The sequence below is a fragment of the Nocardioides sp. WJ219 genome (assembly GCF_058559815.1).
This window is the reverse complement of sequence record NZ_JBZUJV010000001.1, coordinates 65985-84243: the sequence shown is the minus strand read 5'-3', so window position 1 is coordinate 84243 and position 18259 is coordinate 65985. Positions and strand designations below refer to the sequence as shown.

Sequence of the window (18259 nt, the reverse complement as noted above, 5' to 3'; positions counted from 1 at the left end):
CGGCCGTAACAGTTCCGTGATCTGCTGGATCATCCTCGGACCTGGAGCCCACGTGTTGACGGACGACCTCTCTTGCAGCGAGCGCGAGCTCACCCTGCTCTCCCCGCTCGACCAGCTCGCCGCGCCGCTCCGCGTCGCGGTGACGCGGTGGCTGTGGGAGCACGACGTCGCGCCGTCCTCGCTCGCGATCGGCATCCCGGTCGAGCGCGACGACGCCCGCGGCGTGCTGGTCTGGCGTGAGCAGCAGCCCGACGGGGAGGTCACCAAGCGCTGGCGGTTCGCGGCGCACGACGGGACGTCGCCCTGGCCGGCCCCGTTCCCGGCCGAGCTGACGGCCGCCGAGCTGCGGCGACGGGCCTCCCACACCCCCGTCGGCGGCCGACCCGCCGGCCCGCAGCCGGAGCAGCGCCATACCCGCTGAATCGGCGTCTATGCATCGGGCAACACGCTGAAATCGTTGTCAACATCCGTCATTGCCCCGGATTTCACGATTGCTTGACGAAAACTTGCGTTTGGTGGACGAAGATAAGTCCACGATTCGAATCCATGGGGGGACCAGAATGCCGGACGACCACGATCGACCAGACCATCACGACCGATCACGAGAGCACCGTCCTCGGCCCGCGCCGCCCGGACGGACGCAGCGTCGGCTGGACGGGCTCGCCCTGGCCACCGGTACGGCGATCCTGGTCCTGGCGCTGGCCCTCAGCATCGGGCCGCGCCTGGTCGTCGTCGGACTCGCGGTGACGCTCGCCGGCGTCGGCATCGTCGTCCGCACCCTCGCATCGCGCCGCATCCGGGCCGAGCAGGCCGGCTTGGTCTACCTCCTCGGGGCCCGGCTGGCCACGGCCGAGGCGGCCCGGCAGCGCAACGCCGAGATCATGCACGAGCTCCGCTCGACCGTGCAGGGCGTCAGCAGCGCGTCCCGGCTGCTCACCGAGCGCAGCGACGAGCTGTCCACCGAGATCGCCGAGCGCCTGGAGTCGATGCGCCAGGCCGAGCTCGCCCGCCTGGAGCGGATGCTCGCCGCGACCGGCCCGACCAGCTCCGGCTCGGTCTCGATCGACGACGTGGTCGCTCCCCTCGTCGACTCGATCGAGCTCCGCGGCCACCACATCGTGTGGCGGCCCAGCGGCCTGACCGCGCTGGGTCGCGCCGACGAGGTGGCCGAGGTCGTCCACGTGCTGCTCGAGAACGCCGTCCGGCACGCGCCGGGCAGCCAGATCCGCCTCGCGGTCGACCGCACCGCCGACCGCGTGACCGTCACGGTCTCCGACACCGGGCCCGGGGTGCCGGCCGGGCTGCGCGACCGGGTCTTCGACCGCGGCGTGCGCTCGGCGACCTCCGTCGGGCAGGGCATCGGCCTCAACGCCGCCCTCCGCCTGGCGCGCCAGATGGACGGCGACCTGCGCCTGGCCGAGTCGCCGACGTCGGCAGGGGCCACGTTCGTCCTCGACCTGCCGCCCACGCCCACCGCGGTCCCGGCGTCGATGGACCAGTCGATGGAGCAGTCGATGGAGCAGTCGTGGCACGCTCGCTCGGCCTGACCCGCGTCGCCATCGTCGAGGACCACCAGCTCCTCGCCGAGTCCATGGAGATCGCCCTCTCCCTCGAGGGCCACGACGTGCACCGCATCCCGATGCCGTCGGGCCGCAACGCCAACGACGCCCTGCTGGCCGCGATCTTGAAGGTGCGCGCCCAGGTGGCCCTCCTCGACCTCGACCTCGGGACGGCCGGGTCGGGCGTGCCGCTGATCCGTCCGCTCGCCCGCTCGGGCGTCGCGGTCGTCGTGGTCACCAGCGAGACCGCGGAGGTCCGCCAGGGCGAGTGCCTCGACCAGGGGGCGCGGATCGTGCTCGACAAGGGCGAGCCCCTCAACACCATCCTGGCCACCGTGCGCCGCGTCAGCGAAGGACGCTCGCTCGTGCCCCCCGACGAGCGCGCCCGGCTCATCGCCCGGTTCCGCGCCGAGCACGACGACGGGCGCGTCACCCGGGCCCGGCTGGCCGAGCTCACGCCGCGCGAGCAGGAGGTCCTCGCCCACCTGATGCTCGGCCGTCCGGTCAAGGACATCTCGCACGCGTTCGTCGTCTCCGAGGCCACCGTGCGCACCCAGGTCAAGTCGATCCTCGCCAAGCTCGAGGTGAGCTCGCAGCTGGCCGCCGTGGGTGCTGCCCACCGCGCTGGCTGGCGTCCGCGGGTCGGCGACGGATCATCGATTTGAGGCATGCCCCGGCCCCTCGACCGTCCCTAGGGTGACAACACGTCGTCAAACAGGGACGGTCCAAGGGGGGAGCACGGTGAAGGTCCTACTCGTGTGCTCCTCGGGCGGCCACCTCGCCCAGCTGCTGCAGCTGGAGGACTGGTGGGTCGACCACGAGCGCCAGTGGGTCACCTTCGACACCGACGACGCCGTGAGCAAGCTGGCCGACGAGGACGTCGTCACCGCGCACCACCCGACCACCCGCAGCCTGCCCAACCTGGTCCGCAACACCGTGCTCGCCTGGCGCACGCTGCGCGCCTTCCGTCCCGACGTCGTGGTCACCACCGGCGCCGGCGTGGCGGTGCCCTTCTTCTGGTTGCGCCGCATCGTCGGCGCCCGTTCGGTCTACCTCGAGGTCTACGACCGCGTCGACAGCCGCACGCTCACCGCACGCCTGTGCCGCCCCGCGACCGACCTGTTCCTGGTCCAGTGGCCCGAGCAGCAGCGCCTGTACCCCTCCAGCGTCCTGCTGGGAGGCGTGTGGTGACCGCCGCGCCAGCCCCGCTGGTGGCGGTCTTCCTCGGTACCGACCACCACCCGTTCACCCGCCTGGTCTCGTGGGTCCAGGCGCACGCCGCCGACGGTCGCACGTCGTGGTTCCTCCAGCACGGGTCGAGCTCCCGTCCCGCCGACGTGCCCGGCGCGCCGCTGCTCGCGGCCGACGAGATGGCCGACCTGCTCGCCCGCGCCGACGCCGTGGTGACCCACGCCGGGCCCGGCCTGATGATGGACGCGATCACCGCCGGCCACCGGCCGATCGTGGTCCCGCGCCAGTCCCGCCTCGGCGAGCACGTCGACGACCACCAGGTGCGCTTCGCCCGGCGGATGGGCGAGAGCGGCGCGGTCGTCGCGGTCGACGACGTCGCCGACCTCGACGACGCCCTCGCCGTCGTCCTCCGCGAGGGGCGCACCTCCCGCGCGGTCACGGACCCGCGTCCCGCGCAACGCGCGACCGTGCAGCGCTTCGGCGCACTCGTCGACGACCTCGTGCGCGGAGCCTGAGGTGAGGACCCCGTGACGGCGACGCCCCTGGCGCCGCGGACCGGCCGGGCGCCCGGCCCCCAGCCCGCGACGACGACCACCCGGACCGCCCGGACCACCGGCGACGACCACGGCCGCGCCGCCCGCACCCCGACCGACCCGACCACCACGGTGGTCGCCCCCGACCGACCGGCCGCCCGGCGCGCCGCCCGCGCCTGGGGCACGCTCCGCCGCGCCGAGCCGCGCCGGCTGCTCGTCGTCGGCCCCCGGGCGGCGGCGCTGCGCGTCGTCCGCGAGCTCGAGGCCGGACCGACGCGTGACGTCGAGGTGGTCGCCGTCTGCCTGCCCCGCTCCGCCCCCACCGAGGGCTTCGCGGTGCCGGTGCTGAGCGGCTTCGACCGGGTCGCGGGCTCCGTCGAGCAGCACGACGTCGACGCCGTCCTCACGCTCCCCGGCCGCCAGCTCGACCCCGTCTGGGTACGCCGCCTCGGCTGGCGCCTCGAGGGCACCGGGGTCGACGTGCTCGTCGGTCCCGGGCTGCTCGACGTCCGGCCCAGCCGGACCCGGGTGCGGACCGTCGGCGACCTGTCCGTCGTCGAGGTCCGCCACGCCGACCCCAGCGGCGTCCGGCGCCTCGTCAAGAGCCTCTGGGAGCGGTGCGCCGCGGCGCTCCTGCTCGCCGTCGTCTGGCCCCTCCTGCTCGCCGTGGCGATCCTGGTCCGGCTCGACTCCCCCGGCCCCGCGCTCTTCCGGCAGGAGCGGGTCGGCCGCGACGGTCGCCGGTTCATCATCTTGAAGTTCCGCACCATGACCGTGGGCGCCGAGCAGGCCCTCGACGACCTGATCGACCACAACGACGCCGACGGGGTGCTGTTCAAGATGCGCACCGACCCCCGGGTGACCCCCCTCGGGCGGGTGCTGCGCCGCTACTCCCTCGACGAGCTGCCCCAGCTGGTCAACGTCGTCCTCGGGTCGATGTCGCTGGTCGGCCCCCGCCCCGCCCTCGCCCACGAGGTGGCCTCCTACACCGGGGTCACGCGCCGCCGGCTGGCCGTCAAGCCCGGCCTCACCGGCCTGTGGCAGGTCTCGGGACGCTCCGACCTCCCGTGGGAGCAGTCGATCCGCCTCGACGTGCAGTACGTCGACAACTGGTCGCTGCGCGGCGACCTCCGGATCCTGGCCCGCACCGCCGGCGCCGTGCTCAGCGGCCGCGGCGCCTACTGACCGACCCCCGGCGGGCCGAGGCACCCTGCGGGAGTGGTCTCGAGACGGCCGTGGCCGGCCTCCTCGACCAGCGTCGGGGACGGCAGGTGCCTACCTTGCGGGGGTCTCGACTCGCGGAGACCTCGTCCCCGCGGCTCGACCACCGACGGTGATCGGTCGTCGTACGACGGCCTGTCGGCGACCCACGCTGGTCGAGCCGGGCGAGCGCCAGCGAGCCCGAGTCGAGACCCGGCGAGCCGAGGCACCCTGCGGAATCGGTCTCGAGACGGCCGTGGCCGGCCTCTTCGACCACCGTCGGTGACGGCAAGTGCCGACCCTGCGGGGGTCTCGACTCGCGGAGACTTCGTCCCCTCGGCTCGACCACCGTCGGTGATCGGTCGTCGTACGACGGCCTGTCGGCGACCCACGCTGGTCGAGCCGAGGCACCCTGCGGGGATGGTCGAGCGGCGGCAGGTCAGCCGACGGCGACGAAGACGTTGTCGACGAGGCCGTCGAACGGGTCGGGCTCGGACTCGACGACGACGCCGTCGGTGCCGGTCTTGGCGCCGATCGTGAGCGGGGTGTCGGCCGGGACGGCGATGGGGCCCAGCGGGCCCTCCGAGATCCACGAACCGACCGGGGCCACGGCGCCGTCCGCGTCGAGGGTCGAGAGGGTGAGGGTGACGCGGGGGCCCTGACGGCCGCACACCGCGCGGTACCACTGGCCGGGCAGGATGCGCTGGTCGGCCGTGGCGGCGACGCTGCCGTCGGTGCCGACCAGGTGGCACGACGGCACGTCGCGGTCGACCTGCAGCTTGTACTGGGCGGGGGCGTCGTACAGGCCGCGCTGGACGAGGATGTCGCCGGCGTCCTGGGGCCCGGCCTCGCGGTCGACGCGGAAGTCGGCACCGAACTCGAAGGGCAGCGCCCCGGGGGATAGGCCGTCGGCGCCGGCGACGTCGACCACCACGGCGGCAGCGGGCACGGCGGTCACCTGGCCCAGGCCCCCCGCCGCGGGCGGAGCGGCGGCGGAGACGTCGAACCGGGCGGCGGTGCCGTCGAGGCCCTCCTCCCGGCGGACCCGGGCGCCGCCCGCGGTGGCGACGCTCGTGCGCACGGGCGCCGTCCCGACGCTGTCCGGCGACGCCATCACCGAGCCGTCGGGTCCGAAGGAGTCGTCGAAGTCGATCCACAGCGCGGCGGTCGCAGGGTCCGGCACGCCGTCGATGGCGGCGATGAAGCCCTCCTGCGCGCTCTCACCCGTGGTGGACGCCGCCACCGTGAGCTGCTGCGGCTCCTCGGCGGTGCACGCGGTCACTGCGGCCAGCGTCGCCAGGGACGCCAGCGCGGGGAGCAGGCGACGGCGTCGACGCACGGCGGGCACCGACCTCACGAGGTCCCGAGGACGACGCTGAGCGCGACGGAGCGCACCGCGGCCGCCGAGGTGGCCGCCGAGGCGTGCGGGCCGGCGGGGACGCCGCGCCCGGTGTCGACGAGCAGCGAGGTGAGCCGCCCGCCACCCGTGCCGGCGCCGGTGCCGCGCACGGTGGTGCCGGCAGGCGCCTGCCAGGTGACCTCGGTCGAGGTCTTGGCCACCCACTGGGTCAGCACCCAGGAGCCGGACCGGGCGGCCGTCACGGCGGGCGCCTCGTGCTGGGTGAGGGCGGAGGGCTCGACGTAGGCGGCGTGGTCGGTGACCGTGACGTCGCCGCCGCCCGTGCCGCGGTAGGCCTGGACGGAGATCTCGCCCTTGACGATGTCGGACGCCGTCGCGGTGAGCACCCGGCCGGCGTCGGCGTCGGTGGCGGTGCGGGTCCACGACCGGCCGGCGATACCGGTCAGGGCCACCGAGTCCAGCGCCGTCCAGCCGGCGGGGGCGGTGGTGGAGACGTCGGACCGGTTGAGCGCGAGGGTGAGGACCAGCGCGTCACCGGCGCGGACCGCTGCCGGCACGGTGACCTGGTGCGCCGTCGCGTTGGCCGAGGCACGCGCGCCGGCCGCGTAGGTCACCTCGGACGTCGCGGGCACCTCGGCCGGCCCGCCGCTGTAGGACTGGTAGAGGAACATCGCGCGCCCGCCCCAGGTGGCGCCGTCGACGCCGGGACCGGAGACCACCTCGGCGGCACCGGTCGGGCGGCCGCTCCGGCCGCCCCGCTCCCACGGCTGACGCCGCAGCTCGCCGGAGGTGGTGGCCCAGTAGACGTGCGTCCGGTCGACGAACATGCCGCGCGCCTGGGCGGGGTTGAGCCCGCCCGCGGGGGCGGCCTCGACCGAGTGGCGCTGGGCGCCGACGATGCCGCTGTGCGGGCTGAAGTAGCGGTAGTACAGCGTGCCGCTGTCGGAACGCGTGAAGTAGATGCGGCCGTCGTCGTAGAACATCGACGTCGCCATCCGCACGTCGGTGCGCCAGGAGCTGAGCGGGACGATCTGGTCGGCGCCGTCGACCGGGGTGGTCGCGGCGTAGGTGGTGCCGTTGAAGCCGCGGCGGTCGAAGGTGCCGTCGGTGCGACCGACGTACATCACGCCGTTGACCATGAACGCGCTGGTGACCTGGCGCCAGTCGAGGTCGCCGGTGGGTGCGGCGGCGGCCGGGGTCGGGGCGGAGCCGACCGCGAGGCGTCGCCGGGTCAGGGCGCCGGTGGAGGCTGCGGTGTAGACGTCGTTGGGCAGCACGGTGGACCGCTGCGCGGGGATCGCGGCACCGCCGGTCGGGAGCAGGGCGATGCGGCCGCGGTACTGGTAGTCCCCGATCCGGTCGGTGTCGGAGGCGACCCACAGACCGCGGTCGTTGACCAGGAAGTCGAAGACCCCGACGCCCTTGGCCCGGCCCGGGTTCCACCGCAGCGGGAGACCGTTGGTCGGGTCGAGCGCGGCGATGCCCTCGCGGGAGACCGCGCCCTCGCCGGCCCGGTCGCCGGCGAACGGGTTGTTCCACCACCGGTTGTGCCCGCCGACGTAGACCACGGTGTCGGTGATCTCCACGGCGTGCAGGGTGTCGCCGCCGGTGTAGTCGACCCACGAGGGGACGACGTCGTCACCCGTGGCGCCGGACTCGAAGCGGGCCGCGGTGTCGCAGGGGCCCGTGCTGCCGCCGTAGGCGCCGGTGGTCGTGACCACGAAGAAGCTGCCGTCCGGCGAGAAGTCGACGTCGCGCACGTAGCTGTCGAACGAGGACGAGCACGTCGGGGTGTAGAAGCGCGTGACGAGCGCGCCGGGCACGGCGGAGGCGCCACTCAGGTCGAGGGTGAGCAGCTGGCGCCGCTCGGAGCCGGCGAGGGCGGCGAAGTTGCCGACGGCGGCGAGACGGCGGCCGTCGGAGGTGATGTCGAGCTTGAGGACCTGGGTCACCCCCCGCCCCTTCAGGGTGCCGTTGACCACCAGGGACATGTACGGCGTGACCGCGCCGCTGGTCGGGTTGACCGTCGCCAGCGCGGCCTGGGCGCGGCCGCCGACGTGGGTGAACGCGCCGCCCAGCCACAGCCGTCCGTTGCTGAGCGCGGCGTCCTTGACGGCGCCGGAGACCGTGCCGGCGTTGAACGTCTCGACGACCGACCCGTCGGCGACCCGGATCCGGGCGACCCGCTGCCGGGCGACACCGCCGATCGTGGTGAACGTGCCCGTCACGTAGACGGTGGACCCGTCGCCGGCGGACAGGACCTTGGTGACCTCGCCGTTGGGGTTGGGCTGGAAGTCGGGCTTGATCTTCCCGGTCGTCTTGTCGAAGGCGAGGAGCCGCTGGCGCGACTGGGTGGCGACGTTGCCGCTGTCGTCGCGGGCCTGGGTGAAGGTGCCGCCGAGCAGGATGGTGTTGCCGACCTCGGCGATGGTCAGCACGCGGCCGTCGAGGACGTGGGGCGTGCCGGCCGCCGCGACCTCGGAGACCAGCTGCCCCGCCGGGGTGTCGGCGGCCGCCGGAGCGGCACCGGAGAGCCCGACGGACAGGGTCGTCACGACCAGGCTCGAGACCAGGGACACGAGGACAGACCGACGCATGCTGCTTCCCCCCAGGGAACGAACGAGGACCCGACGGGTCCCGGAGCTTGCAGCGTAGGAGCGCCGACACGCCCGACGAGCGGCGTCGGCGAGAGTTCACCGATCTTGGTGACGGCACGGGTGCGCCGGACCGGTTGAGTGGTTCCATGCCCCTCCCCACGGGTGCGGTCGTGCCCCGGGCGCCCGTTCCGGCCGTCCCTGCGCGGGGCAGCTCCGCGCACTGGCCGCTCACGGTGCTGCTCGCGGGGCTCCCGCTGTGGTGGGTGCTCGGCCTCGACTCGGTGCTGCCCGTGCTGCTCGCCGTACCGATGGCCGCACGGCTGCTGCGCCGGCGGGTCCGGGTGGTGCCGCGCGGCTTCGGCTGGTGGCTGCTGTTCCTGGTGTGGGTCGGGCTGGGCATCACCGTGCTGGGGGCCGACGCGCCCGGCGCCGTGCCGGGGGGCGACTCCTCGCGGCTGCTCGTCTACGGCTACCGCGCCGTGTGGTACGCCGCCTGCACGGTCGTCCTGCTGTGGGCGGCCAACGTGTCGCGGGCCGACCTCCCCGACGAGCACGTCCGTCGCCTCGTCGCCTGGCTGTTCGTGGTCGCCACGGCCGGCGGTCTCCTCGGCCTGCTCGCACCCGACTGGGAGGTGCGCTCGCTGGTGGAGGTGCTGCTGCCGGGTGACCTGGCCGGCACCCCGTTCGTCTCCTCGCTCGTGCACCCGCAGGCCGCCGACGTGCAGGAGGTGCTGGGCCGGGCGGAGCCACGACCCAAGGCGCCGTTCCCCTACACCAACACCTGGGGCAGCTGCATCGCGCTGAGCCTGGTCTCCCTGGTCGCGCTCGACCTGCGCCGGTTCCCCGCGCTGCGGGTCGGCCGGGTCGTGGTGATCGGCGCCGCCCTGGTGCCGGTCGCCTACTCCCTCAACCGCGCCCTGTGGGCCACGATCGCCGTCTTCCTGGTCGTGCTGCTCTGCCTGGCGCTGGTCCGCGGACGGACCGCGCGGGTGGTGCCCGGCGTGGTCGTGGGCGTCGTGGCCGTGGGCCTCCTCGCCGTGGGCCCGCTCGGCGGCCTGGTCCAGGACCGCCTCGACAGTCCGCACAGCAACGACCGGCGCGGCAGCCTCGCGGTCGCGACCACCGAGTCGGTCACCGAGGGCGCGCCGCTGGTCGGCTTCGGGAGCACCCGCGACGTGCAGGGTGGCTTCGGCTCCATCGCCGCGGCCGACTCCCCCGACTGCCCCGCGTGCGGGGCGCCCCCGCTGGGCACCCAGGGCCTGGGCTGGACCGTGCTGTTCGCGCACGGCTGGACCGGCCTGGCCTTCTTCCTCGCCTTCGTCCTGCTCGCGCTGGCCCGGTCGTGGCGGTGCCTGACGACCACGCAGGCGGTCGCGGCCTTCACCGTCACAGCGATCGCGCTCCAGCTGCCGTTCTACGACACCCTCGGCCTGCCGCTCTACCTGGTGATGCTGGCCGTCGGGCTCGCCGCTCGTGAGCACGCCGGCCCCGACCCCCGCCCCCGGCTGCCCGGGCCGCTGTGGCGGGTGGGCCACCGGCTCGGACGGCGCCGGGCCCTGGCCGCGGTCCTCGTCCCGGTGGGCCTCGGCACGGTGGCCGGCGCCGCCTGGCCCGCGCTCGCCGAGCCGTCCTACGCCGCCACGACCGTGGTCCAGCTCGCCCCCCGCGCCGACGCCCTGACCCCGAGCACCATCGACACCCAGGCGGCGCTGGTGCTGGGTCGGGACAATCTCGACCGCGCCGCCGTCCGCGCCGCCACCACCCCCGAGACCCTCCAGGAGTCCACCGCAGTGACCGCCCGCCCCGGCACCGACGTCCTCGACGTCACCGTGACCGCCCCCGACGCCGACTCGGCCAGGCGACGGGCCGACGCCGTCGTCGAGAGCCTCCCCCAGACCGACCCGGCCGGGGTGCCCGTCGTCCTCCGCTCCGCCGAGGTGCACCCCGTCGCCCGGCCCTGGGCCGTCGCGACCGCCTCCGGGCTCGGCCTGGGGCTGCTCGCCGGGCTCGGCCTGCTCCGGCTGCTCGACCGCCGGCCGCTGCACGGCCCGGCCCGGGCCGCCGCTCCCCAGCCGGCCGTGCTGACCGGGAGCCGCCGGTGAACGCCGTGCCGCCGGACTCCGCGACCCACCCGCCGGTCGACGTCGTCATCGCCACCCACCAGCGCCCCGAGCAGGTGCGCGAGGCCATCGCGGCCGTGCTCGCCCAGACGTACGCCGGGACGATCCGCTGCCTGGTCGTGCACGACCGCGCCGACCCCGACCCCACCCTCGTCGAGGCGCCGTCGGGTCGGCCGCAGCGCTCGGTCGACGTGCTGCGCAACCACCGCACCCCGGGCCTGGCCGGGGCCCGCAACTCCGGCATCCTGGCCGGCGCGGCCCCGCTCGTCGCGTTCTGCGACGACGACGACGTCTGGCACGCCGACAAGCTCGAGCACCAGGTCGGCCGCCTGCTCGACCGCGGCGCCTGCACCTCGGTCACCGGGATCGTGGTCGCCATCGACGACCGCCGCCACGTACGGGTGCCCCGCCAGGAGGAGATGACGGCCGAGGCGCTGCTGCGCCACCGGGTGATGGCCGCGCACCCGTCGACGGTGCTGGTCCGGCGCGACGCGCTCGACCGGATCGGGCTGGTCGACGAGGAGATCCCCGGCGGCTACGGCGAGGACTACGACTGGATCCTGCGCGCCGTCGACGCCGGCGGGCTCGACGTGGTCCCGCGGCCACTGGTCACCGTGCACTGGGGCGGGTCGCAGTTCGCCCGCGACTGGACCACCATCAACGCCGCGCTCGAGCACCTGCTCGACAAGCACCCCGGCTTCCACGACGACCCCAAGGCGCTGGCCCGGGTCCGTGGCCAGCAGGCGTTCGCCCTGGCGGCCGACGGGCAGCGCCGGGCGGGCCTGGCCGCGGCCGGGCGCACCGTGCGGGCCTCGGTCCGGGAGCCGCGGGCCTACCTGGCCCTCGCGGTCACGGCGGGCGTTCCGGCCGGCCGCATCCTCGACGCCCTCAACCGCCGGGGCCGGGGCATCTGACCCGACCCCCGTCGCCGACCGGCTAGCGCACGTCCTGGCGCGTCAGCGCGAGCCGGTCCTCGAGCACCTGCAGCATGCACAGCCCGTGCGAGGTCCCCTGCCGGCTCGGCGAGGCCTCGGCCAGCGTGAGGTAGCGGACGGTGATGGCCAGCAGGTAGAGGTCGGCCAGCAGCGACTCGAGCGAGTCATCGGTCCCGGGCAGCGCGGCCGCCACGGTCCGCGGGTGCATCCCGAAGCGGCTCGTGCTCAGGTTGACGGCGTAGTGCAGCCGGTCGAGGCCGGCGGGCACGCCCACCTCGAAGCGCTCCCAGTCCCACAGCCGCACCGGACCCCGACCCGCGGCCATGTTCCACGGCGACCAATCGCCGTGCCAGGCCGAGACCCGCAGCAGCCGGTTGCCGGCCCGGTCGCCCAGCACGGCCAGGCACTGCTCCAGCCGGTGACGCGTGGGCTCGTCACCGAGCAGCTGGGCGCCGGCGCGCTGCCGGGACCACCAGGCCAGGTTGGTCACCCGTGCGACCCCGGTGTCGAACGCCGCGGCCAGCTCGTCCATGGCGGCGACCGGCAGCCGGCGCGCGTCGTGCCGCGCCTGCCCGGGTCCGTTGGCCAGGGCGGAGACCACGAGCACCGACAGGTCGCGCCAGGTGCTCTGGTCGAGCACCCGGGGGGCCTCGAGGTGCTGCCACTCGTGCTCGGCGACCCGGTGCAGGGCCGAGCCCTCGGCGGCGACGTCGGCCACCGACCGCGGGGTGTCGCCGATCTTGGCGAAGCCGAGCACGTGGCCACGCTCGTCGAACAGCTGCAGCACCGGCTTGCGGTTGACCCGCGGGGTGCCCACGCCGAGGCTGGCGGCGACCGGCGTGCCGAGCCGCTCGGAGAGGTGGGAGAGCATCGAGTCGTGACCGGCGCCGGCCACGACGATCCGGTCGGACAGGTAGCCGCGGCTCACCCGGGCCAGGGCCGACGCGGTCCCCCGGACGATGCTGTCGCGGTAGGACGAGGCGACGCTGAACCGGCGCATCGACCGCGACGCCGCGGCGCCCGGCACCAGCGGCACCAGCAGCCGCGGGTCGCCGAAGCCGGGGACGACGGCGTAGGAGACCCGCGCGGGGTCGCGCACCGGCGCACGCGCGCCGATGCGGATCTCGCCCTCGGGGTAGAGCAGGGCCAGCGTGTCGACCAGCGCCACCAGGGCGAGCGCGCTCTCGGGCGCCACCCCGGCGGGCAGACCCGTGCCCCGGGCCGGCGCCTTCTCGGGAGTGGTCACCATCGCACGCACGCGAACAGGTGACGGCTGTAGTTGCCGGCGTAGGCGCCGACGCCGTCCTCGTCGGGCCCCAGGTCGATGATCTCGTCGAACGTCGTGTGCTCGCGCAGGAACTCCTGCACGTGCTGGTGGTCCCACTCGGGGAGGATGTCGCGGAACCACTCCTCGTTGGCCTGGCCGGTGTCGAGGAACAGCACCCGCCCCGCGGCGCGGTCGAGGAGCCGGACGAACTCGGCTCCGCCGGCCGGCCCCTCGTCGCGGACGATGTGGTGCAGCAGGCTGAAGCAGGAGACGACGTCGTAGCGGCCGGGCTCGGTGTCGCGCAGGAAGCCCTGCGCGTCGCCGGTGTGGACGTGGGTGGCATCGAGGTCGTAGACCACCGACCCCAGGAACGCGCCGAGGCCGTCGCGCTCGACCCCCTGGACCGCGAAGCCGCGCTCCCTCATCTGGGCGAGGAACCAGCCGTAGCAGCTGGCGACGTCGAGGTAGGACGGCGCCTGCACGTCGGCCGACTCGAGGTGGGCCGTGGCCGCCTTGGCCAGCCCGAGGTCGTCGAGCACCCGGTCCATCTTCTCGAGCCGGTCGGTGCACTTGCGCACGACGTGCCAGGACTTCTCGAGCTCGGGCGAGGTGACGGGCTGGTAGAGCTCGCGCTCCCCGCCGATCCAGGACATCTCGTCGAGCACGTCCTGCAGCGGCGTGCTCACCGGCACCCGGCGCACCCGGGCGCGGACGCCCACGGCGCCGGCGGCGGCGTACGCCGCGAGGCGGTGGTGGCCGTCGACGACCTGGTAGCAGTCGGAGTCACGGATCGGCGCGAGCAGCACCGGCGAGCCCGCCTTGCTCGCGTGGGGCCGCTCGGGCGCCGCCTCGGGTCCGGTCTCGGCCGCCACCTCGGCGGCCACCTCGATGCCCCAGGCCAGGAACTGGCGGGCCTGGTCGACGATCCCCTGGTCGTCGCGGGCCGCGAAGTACTGCCCCGACGTGGCGATCGCCGCTCGGGCCAGCTCGCCGTAGGACGAGCCGAGGATCTCCTCGTCGCTCAGCCGGACGTGGCGCGCCGCACGCAGCAGCTCGGCGTGGGGACCGTCGACGACCCGGCGCGACGGCCACAGGTGGTCGCCGGTGGCCTCCGCGAACTCCGCGGCCGTCATGCCGTTCTGCCCGCCGAGCAGGATGGCGCGCAGCGGCACCGAGTGCAGGCCGGGCCGCCACAGCACGGTCCTGGAGAGGGCGTGGCGCACGGGCGCCGGCATCGGCGTCCTCCGGGCGACGCCGAGGGCGCTGCCGGGCAGGCGGCGGCGCAGCTGGCGCCCCTGCCGGCGGGCGGACCGCTGCGCGGTGCGCGCCGCCGAACGCCACGAGGGTGCGGATCGCTGCAGGTTCATCATCGGACTTCCTCCTTGGCCCGCCAGGACGGCGGTTGACCGAGCACCGCCGCGAGGGCGGCGTCATGCGGTTCGTAGTGCTCCAGCAGCCGGCGCCGGAGGTCCTCCGGCACCGGGCGGGACGGACGGGCGTTCCAGGCATCGACCTGGGACGGGACGACGACAGGGAGCCCGAGCTCCTCCTGCAGCCGTACGTACTCGTGCGCCGGGTCGGCGAAGAACCGGTCGGCGTCGATGACGTGCACGCGGTCGGCGCCGAGCTCGTCGGTGAACCGACGGATCTGCTCGGCGTACTCGCCGCGCTGGACGTAGGCGTGGTGCCGGTGCTCGGCGCTGCGGTAGCCGGGCTCCTCCGCCATCAGGCGGAGCTCGCCGGCGGTGCGCACGCCCTCGGCCTCGATGGCCTCCACCAGCGGCAGGGTCTCGAAGCCACGGGCCAGCTCGTGGGCGTGGGCCGAGCGCGCGCGCTCGACCGGGTCACGCACCAGCACGACGACGTGCACGCCGGGGAGGTCCCGGGCGATGCGGCGCGCGGCCAGTGGGTGCGGCAGGTAGTAGCCGCTGACCTCGAAGGTGCGGCGCCGGCCGGACCGACCGCCCGGGCGCTTGAGCGGGAAGTGGCCGCGGTACCAGCGGGGCCCGCGGTCGTACTCGTCGTCGAAGTAGCTGGTGCCCTTGGTCAGGGTGGGCCGGACCAGCGCCGGGTGCTCGCTGAGGAGGCGGAAGAGGGTGGTGGTGCCGCAGCGCTGCGCGCCGACCACGATGATCTCGGGGGTCATCCGCCACGACGCGGTGCACCGTCCCCACAGCTGGGCCAGGGCGCGGACGCGACCCTGGGCGGGGCCCGACAGGCGTCTCCCGACGGTGCGGACGGACGGACGTGGTGACACGGGGACCTCCGGGGTGACAGGGGCGGCGACCGGCTCGCGCGACGGCGTACGACGCGACGAGGTGAGGGCCGCGGAGAGGACGTCGATCCCGAGCGGTCGGCGCAGGGCGAGCAGGGCGGCGGCGTAGGCGACGCCCGAGACGACGAGTGCCGGGACGACCAGCCCCCGGCCACCGAGGCCGCCGAGGCCGACCAGGGCGACCGGCGCGGCGCACACCACGGGCAGGGCGCCGGCGGCCCAGGCCGGGAGCCCGGCGGGCGTGGTGGAGCGCAGGTGGGGGCGGACCGAGCGCACCGTCAGCGCCGACCTGAGGACGAGCGCGATCGACCAGGCGACGGCCGCCCCGGGGATCCCCCAGCGGGGCACCAGCAGGAACAGACCGGCCAGGTCGACGGTGACCACGACGAGGGTGATCGACATGCTCACGCCGCTGCGCCCGAGCATCAGCAGCAGGGTGTCGACCGGTCCGCACGCCACCGCGCCCATCGTCGCGAGCGCCATCAGCCAGACCACGAGCTCGGCCTCGCCGGTGCGGTAGGAGTCGCCGAACAGGCCGAGGTAGGTCTGGGGCAGGCAGGCGACGACGAGCAGCGCCGGCCAGACCAGCAGGATCGCCCATGTCGTGCCGGCGCGGAACACCGTGTGCAGGGTGTCGCGGTCGTCGGCCACGAGGATGGCGGTGAACCGGGGCTGCAGCACCTGGGTGATGGCCAGGTTGACCAGCTGCCCGACGACGACGAACCGGGTGGCGACGGCGTACACGGCGGCGTGGGCGGGCGTCAGCAGGGCGGCGACGATGACGATGTCGGCCTTCTGCACCACGACCTGGGCCAGCTGCGCCACGCCGCGGGGGGCCGTGAACGACCAGAAGACCCGGGAGAGCCCGGCGTCGCCCTCCTCGTGGGTGCCGGGCGCGCGCTCGGCGACCACGCGGGCGAGCACCGCCGCGGCCACGGCGGCGCTGACGACGTAGACGCCGGCCCAGGCGGCACCGACGGTGGCGAGGCCGGCGCCGGTGAGCAGCGCCACGAGCACCGCGACGGGTTGCAGGCACGACCGCAGCAGCCGGTCGACGACGACCGTGTCGAGGATCCGACCGAAGCCGCGCGTGCCCGAGAGCAGCAGGTCGGTCCCGACCGCGCAGGGCAGGGCGACCAGCACGACGACGACGAGTGTCTCGCCGTGGCGGCCCAGGCCGAGCAGCGAGGACAGCGGCCCGGCGAGCGCCACCCCGACCACCGCCAGCAGCAGCGCGAGCGCGACGGGCGGGAGCAGCGCCACCCGCAGGAGGCGCCGCAGGTCGGCGTCGCGGCGGGACGCCTCGAGGCGGAGCATGAAGCGCCCGAGGCCGGCGTCGACGCCGAGGGTCGAGGCCGCGGCGATGACGCCGAACAGCGCGACGACGGCCAGGAACGAGCCGGCGTCCTCGGTGCTCATGCCGCGCGAGACGACGACGGTCAGCGCCACGCCGCCCAGCCCGGCGCACGCGGCGCCGATCAGCGAGAGCGCGCCGCCGCGGGCGACCTGGACGAGCTGGGTGTCGGGTCGGTAGGGCGCGGGATCGGTCGTGGTCGTCACACCGACACCACGGGAGGCAGGTCCAGGACCGGTCCCCTGTCGCCCGGCAGCACCAGGACCGTGCGCACGACGCCGGCCCCGAGCTGCCCCAGCATCGTCGCCGCGCCGTCGAGGTCGTCGAGCCGGACCTCCCCCGGCGTGACCGCCATCAGGACGACGTCGGCCGCGGCGGCGAGCGCCTGCGTGCGGGCGCTGCCGGGCTCGCCCGAGGTCAGCACCACGACGTCGTGCTCCTCGCGGAGCTGGTCGACCAGGGCGGTCATCTCCGGCGACGCGGCCAGGTCGTCGAGCGCGGCGGGGTCGTCGCCCGCGCCGAGGAACTGCAGGTAGGGACCGACGCGGAGCACGACGTCGTCGAGCACGTCGGGGTCGGTGAGCACCTGGGTCAGCCCGGGCCGCGGGCCACCGGCACCGGTGACGTCGACGACCATCGTGCGCAGCCGCGATGCCGCGCACTGCACCGCGAACGTGCCGGTCAGCCCGCCGCCGACGTCCTCGCGGGTCCGGGGCACGTCGGGGGGCACGGGCACCTGGGGCGCGGCCTCGACGACCAGCACCACCGTCGGCAGCTCGCGGTAGAGGCTGAGCACGGAGGCCCGCAGCCACGTGGTCGACGGGTGACCGGCCGGGAGTGCCGGCAGGACGCCGAGCACCGGCGTCTCGGCGCGCGCGAGGTCGTCGGCGGTGTGCACCACGTCGCCCAGGCGGCGCGCCAGCACGACCGCGGCGGCGCCCAGGAGCGCACCGGCGAGGAAGCCCAGCCCGGCGAGGGCGAGCAACCCGCCGGGGACGCCGTCGTCGACGGCGGCCGGCGTGACGACCCGGCCCGGGTCGGTGGGCGTCGCGCGCAGCTCGCCGATCTCGGCACGCAGCTCGTCGACGCGGGCGGTGGCCGCGCTGCTCTGCTCGGTCAGCTGCGCCGCGCGGGGCCCCGGGACCGCGGAGCCGGCCAGCTCGTCGGCGATGCGCTGGGCCTCGCGCTCGAGGGCGACGACCTCCTCGGTCAGGGTCGCGGCGCGGTCGAACAGCGCGGACTCGGCGACCGAGCGGCGGTAGTCGAGGTAGGTGGCGGCGAACGCCTCGGCGACCTCCCGGGCGGTGGCGGCGTCGTCGCCCGGCGTCGTGATCTCGAGGAGCTGGGTGTTCTCGGGGACCTCCACGCGCACGCCGTCGAGGGTCTCGGTGACCGGCGCGCCGGTGCCGAGCCGGCGCCCGACCTCCTCGCCCACCGTCTCGGAGACGGCGAGCTGGGCCTCGGTCTGGAGGTCGACCAGGTCGTCGGAGGAGCCGGTCGCGGCGTACGGGTTGCCGTAGAGCGGGGTGACCAGCACGACCACGCGGGCCCGCTCGGTGCCGGACGAGGCCTGGTGCCAGGCGACCCCGGCGGACGCGCCCAGCAGGCCCAGCAGGACGACGACCCCGACCGCCACGAGGGTTCGCCGGGAAGCCACTGGCCGGCGGTCGCCGACGTCGTAGCTGGTGCGCCGCCCGAGCATGGGGCTCCCTTCGTCCGGTCCATTCTGGGGCGCACCGGGGGGCCCGGACCGCCCCGAGCCCCAAGGTCACTCACTTTGGGGATGCCTCACCCTTCCGGAGGGACGAGCGTTGCTCTCGTCGGGCCACACCCCCCGGTCCGATGGGCGCCCGTCGGCGCACCGCTCG

At 75.3% G+C, this 18259-nt stretch carries 14 protein-coding genes; 8 read left to right on the top strand and 6 right to left on the bottom strand.

Features of this window, described 5'->3' with window-relative positions; all coding sequences use genetic code 11:
* Positions 1-52: 52 nt before the first annotated feature.
* From AC4MBH_RS00375 to AC4MBH_RS00350, 6 genes are all read left to right on the top strand, one after another.
* Positions 53-421, top strand: coding sequence for a hypothetical protein (locus tag AC4MBH_RS00375; RefSeq protein WP_491792343.1), 369 nt, complete (start codon positions 53-55; stop codon positions 419-421).
* A 139-nt stretch (positions 422-560) separates the two neighbouring features.
* The gene (locus AC4MBH_RS00370; RefSeq protein ID WP_491792342.1) at positions 561-1547 is read left to right on the top strand and encodes a sensor histidine kinase; all 987 of its coding nucleotides are present in this window, start codon (positions 561-563) and stop codon (positions 1545-1547) included.
* Complete coding sequence (locus AC4MBH_RS00365) at positions 1526-2224, top strand: response regulator transcription factor (RefSeq protein WP_491792341.1); 699 nt, start codon at positions 1526-1528, stop codon at positions 2222-2224. Before AC4MBH_RS00370 ends, AC4MBH_RS00365 begins: the two co-directional genes overlap by 22 nt.
* 76 nt (positions 2225-2300) lie before the next feature.
* Positions 2301-2750 carry a UDP-N-acetylglucosamine--LPS N-acetylglucosamine transferase gene (locus AC4MBH_RS00360; protein ID WP_491792340.1) on the top strand — a complete coding sequence of 150 codons (450 nt, stop codon included), beginning with the start codon at positions 2301-2303 and terminating at the stop codon, positions 2748-2750.
* Positions 2747-3265 (top strand): glycosyltransferase, encoded by a 519-nt coding sequence (locus tag AC4MBH_RS00355; RefSeq protein ID WP_491792339.1) that lies wholly within the window; start codon positions 2747-2749, stop codon positions 3263-3265. Before AC4MBH_RS00360 ends, AC4MBH_RS00355 begins: the two co-directional genes overlap by 4 nt.
* 12 nt (positions 3266-3277) lie before the next feature.
* Positions 3278-4468 carry a sugar transferase gene (locus AC4MBH_RS00350; protein ID WP_491792338.1) on the top strand — a complete coding sequence of 397 codons (1191 nt, stop codon included), beginning with the start codon at positions 3278-3280 and terminating at the stop codon, positions 4466-4468.
* Between the two features lie 454 nt (positions 4469-4922).
* On the opposite strand, the gene AC4MBH_RS00345 is transcribed toward AC4MBH_RS00350, so the two are convergent.
* Complete coding sequence (locus AC4MBH_RS00345; protein ID WP_491792337.1) at positions 4923-5822, bottom strand: hypothetical protein; 900 nt, start codon at positions 5820-5822, stop codon at positions 4923-4925.
* A 14-nt stretch (positions 5823-5836) separates the two neighbouring features.
* Positions 5837-8398 carry a hypothetical protein gene (locus AC4MBH_RS00340; RefSeq protein ID WP_491792336.1) on the bottom strand — a complete coding sequence of 854 codons (2562 nt, stop codon included), beginning with the start codon at positions 8396-8398 and terminating at the stop codon, positions 5837-5839.
* A 188-nt stretch (positions 8399-8586) separates the two neighbouring features.
* Between AC4MBH_RS00340 and AC4MBH_RS00335 the strand changes: the two genes are divergently transcribed.
* A complete protein-coding gene (locus AC4MBH_RS00335) occupies positions 8587-10542 on the top strand; it encodes a YveK family protein (RefSeq protein WP_491792335.1) in 1956 nt (651 codons plus the stop codon).
* On the top strand, positions 10539-11474 hold the full coding sequence (locus AC4MBH_RS00330; RefSeq protein WP_491792334.1) for a glycosyltransferase family 2 protein: 936 nt from the start codon (positions 10539-10541) through the stop codon (positions 11472-11474). The genes AC4MBH_RS00335 and AC4MBH_RS00330 overlap by 4 nt, the downstream gene beginning before the upstream one ends.
* A 22-nt stretch (positions 11475-11496) precedes the next feature.
* Here the strand turns inward: AC4MBH_RS00330 and AC4MBH_RS00325 are convergent, their stop codons facing one another.
* From AC4MBH_RS00325 to AC4MBH_RS00310, 4 genes are read right to left on the bottom strand one after another with little or no spacing between them, the layout of a single operon-like run.
* Entirely contained in the window at positions 11497-12744 is a 1248-nt protein-coding gene (locus AC4MBH_RS00325; RefSeq protein WP_491792333.1) for a hypothetical protein, read from the bottom strand.
* On the bottom strand, positions 12738-14129 hold the full coding sequence (locus tag AC4MBH_RS00320; protein WP_491792332.1) for a class I SAM-dependent methyltransferase: 1392 nt from the start codon (positions 14127-14129) through the stop codon (positions 12738-12740). The genes AC4MBH_RS00325 and AC4MBH_RS00320 overlap by 7 nt, the downstream gene beginning before the upstream one ends.
* The gene (locus AC4MBH_RS00315) at positions 14129-16597 is read right to left on the bottom strand and encodes an oligosaccharide flippase family protein (protein WP_491792331.1); all 2469 of its coding nucleotides are present in this window, start codon (positions 16595-16597) and stop codon (positions 14129-14131) included. The genes AC4MBH_RS00320 and AC4MBH_RS00315 overlap by 1 nt, the downstream gene beginning before the upstream one ends.
* Positions 16594-18093 (bottom strand): hypothetical protein, encoded by a 1500-nt coding sequence (locus AC4MBH_RS00310; protein WP_491792330.1) that lies wholly within the window; start codon positions 18091-18093, stop codon positions 16594-16596. Before AC4MBH_RS00310 ends, AC4MBH_RS00315 begins: the two co-directional genes overlap by 4 nt.
* Positions 18094-18259: the final 166 nt, after the last annotated feature.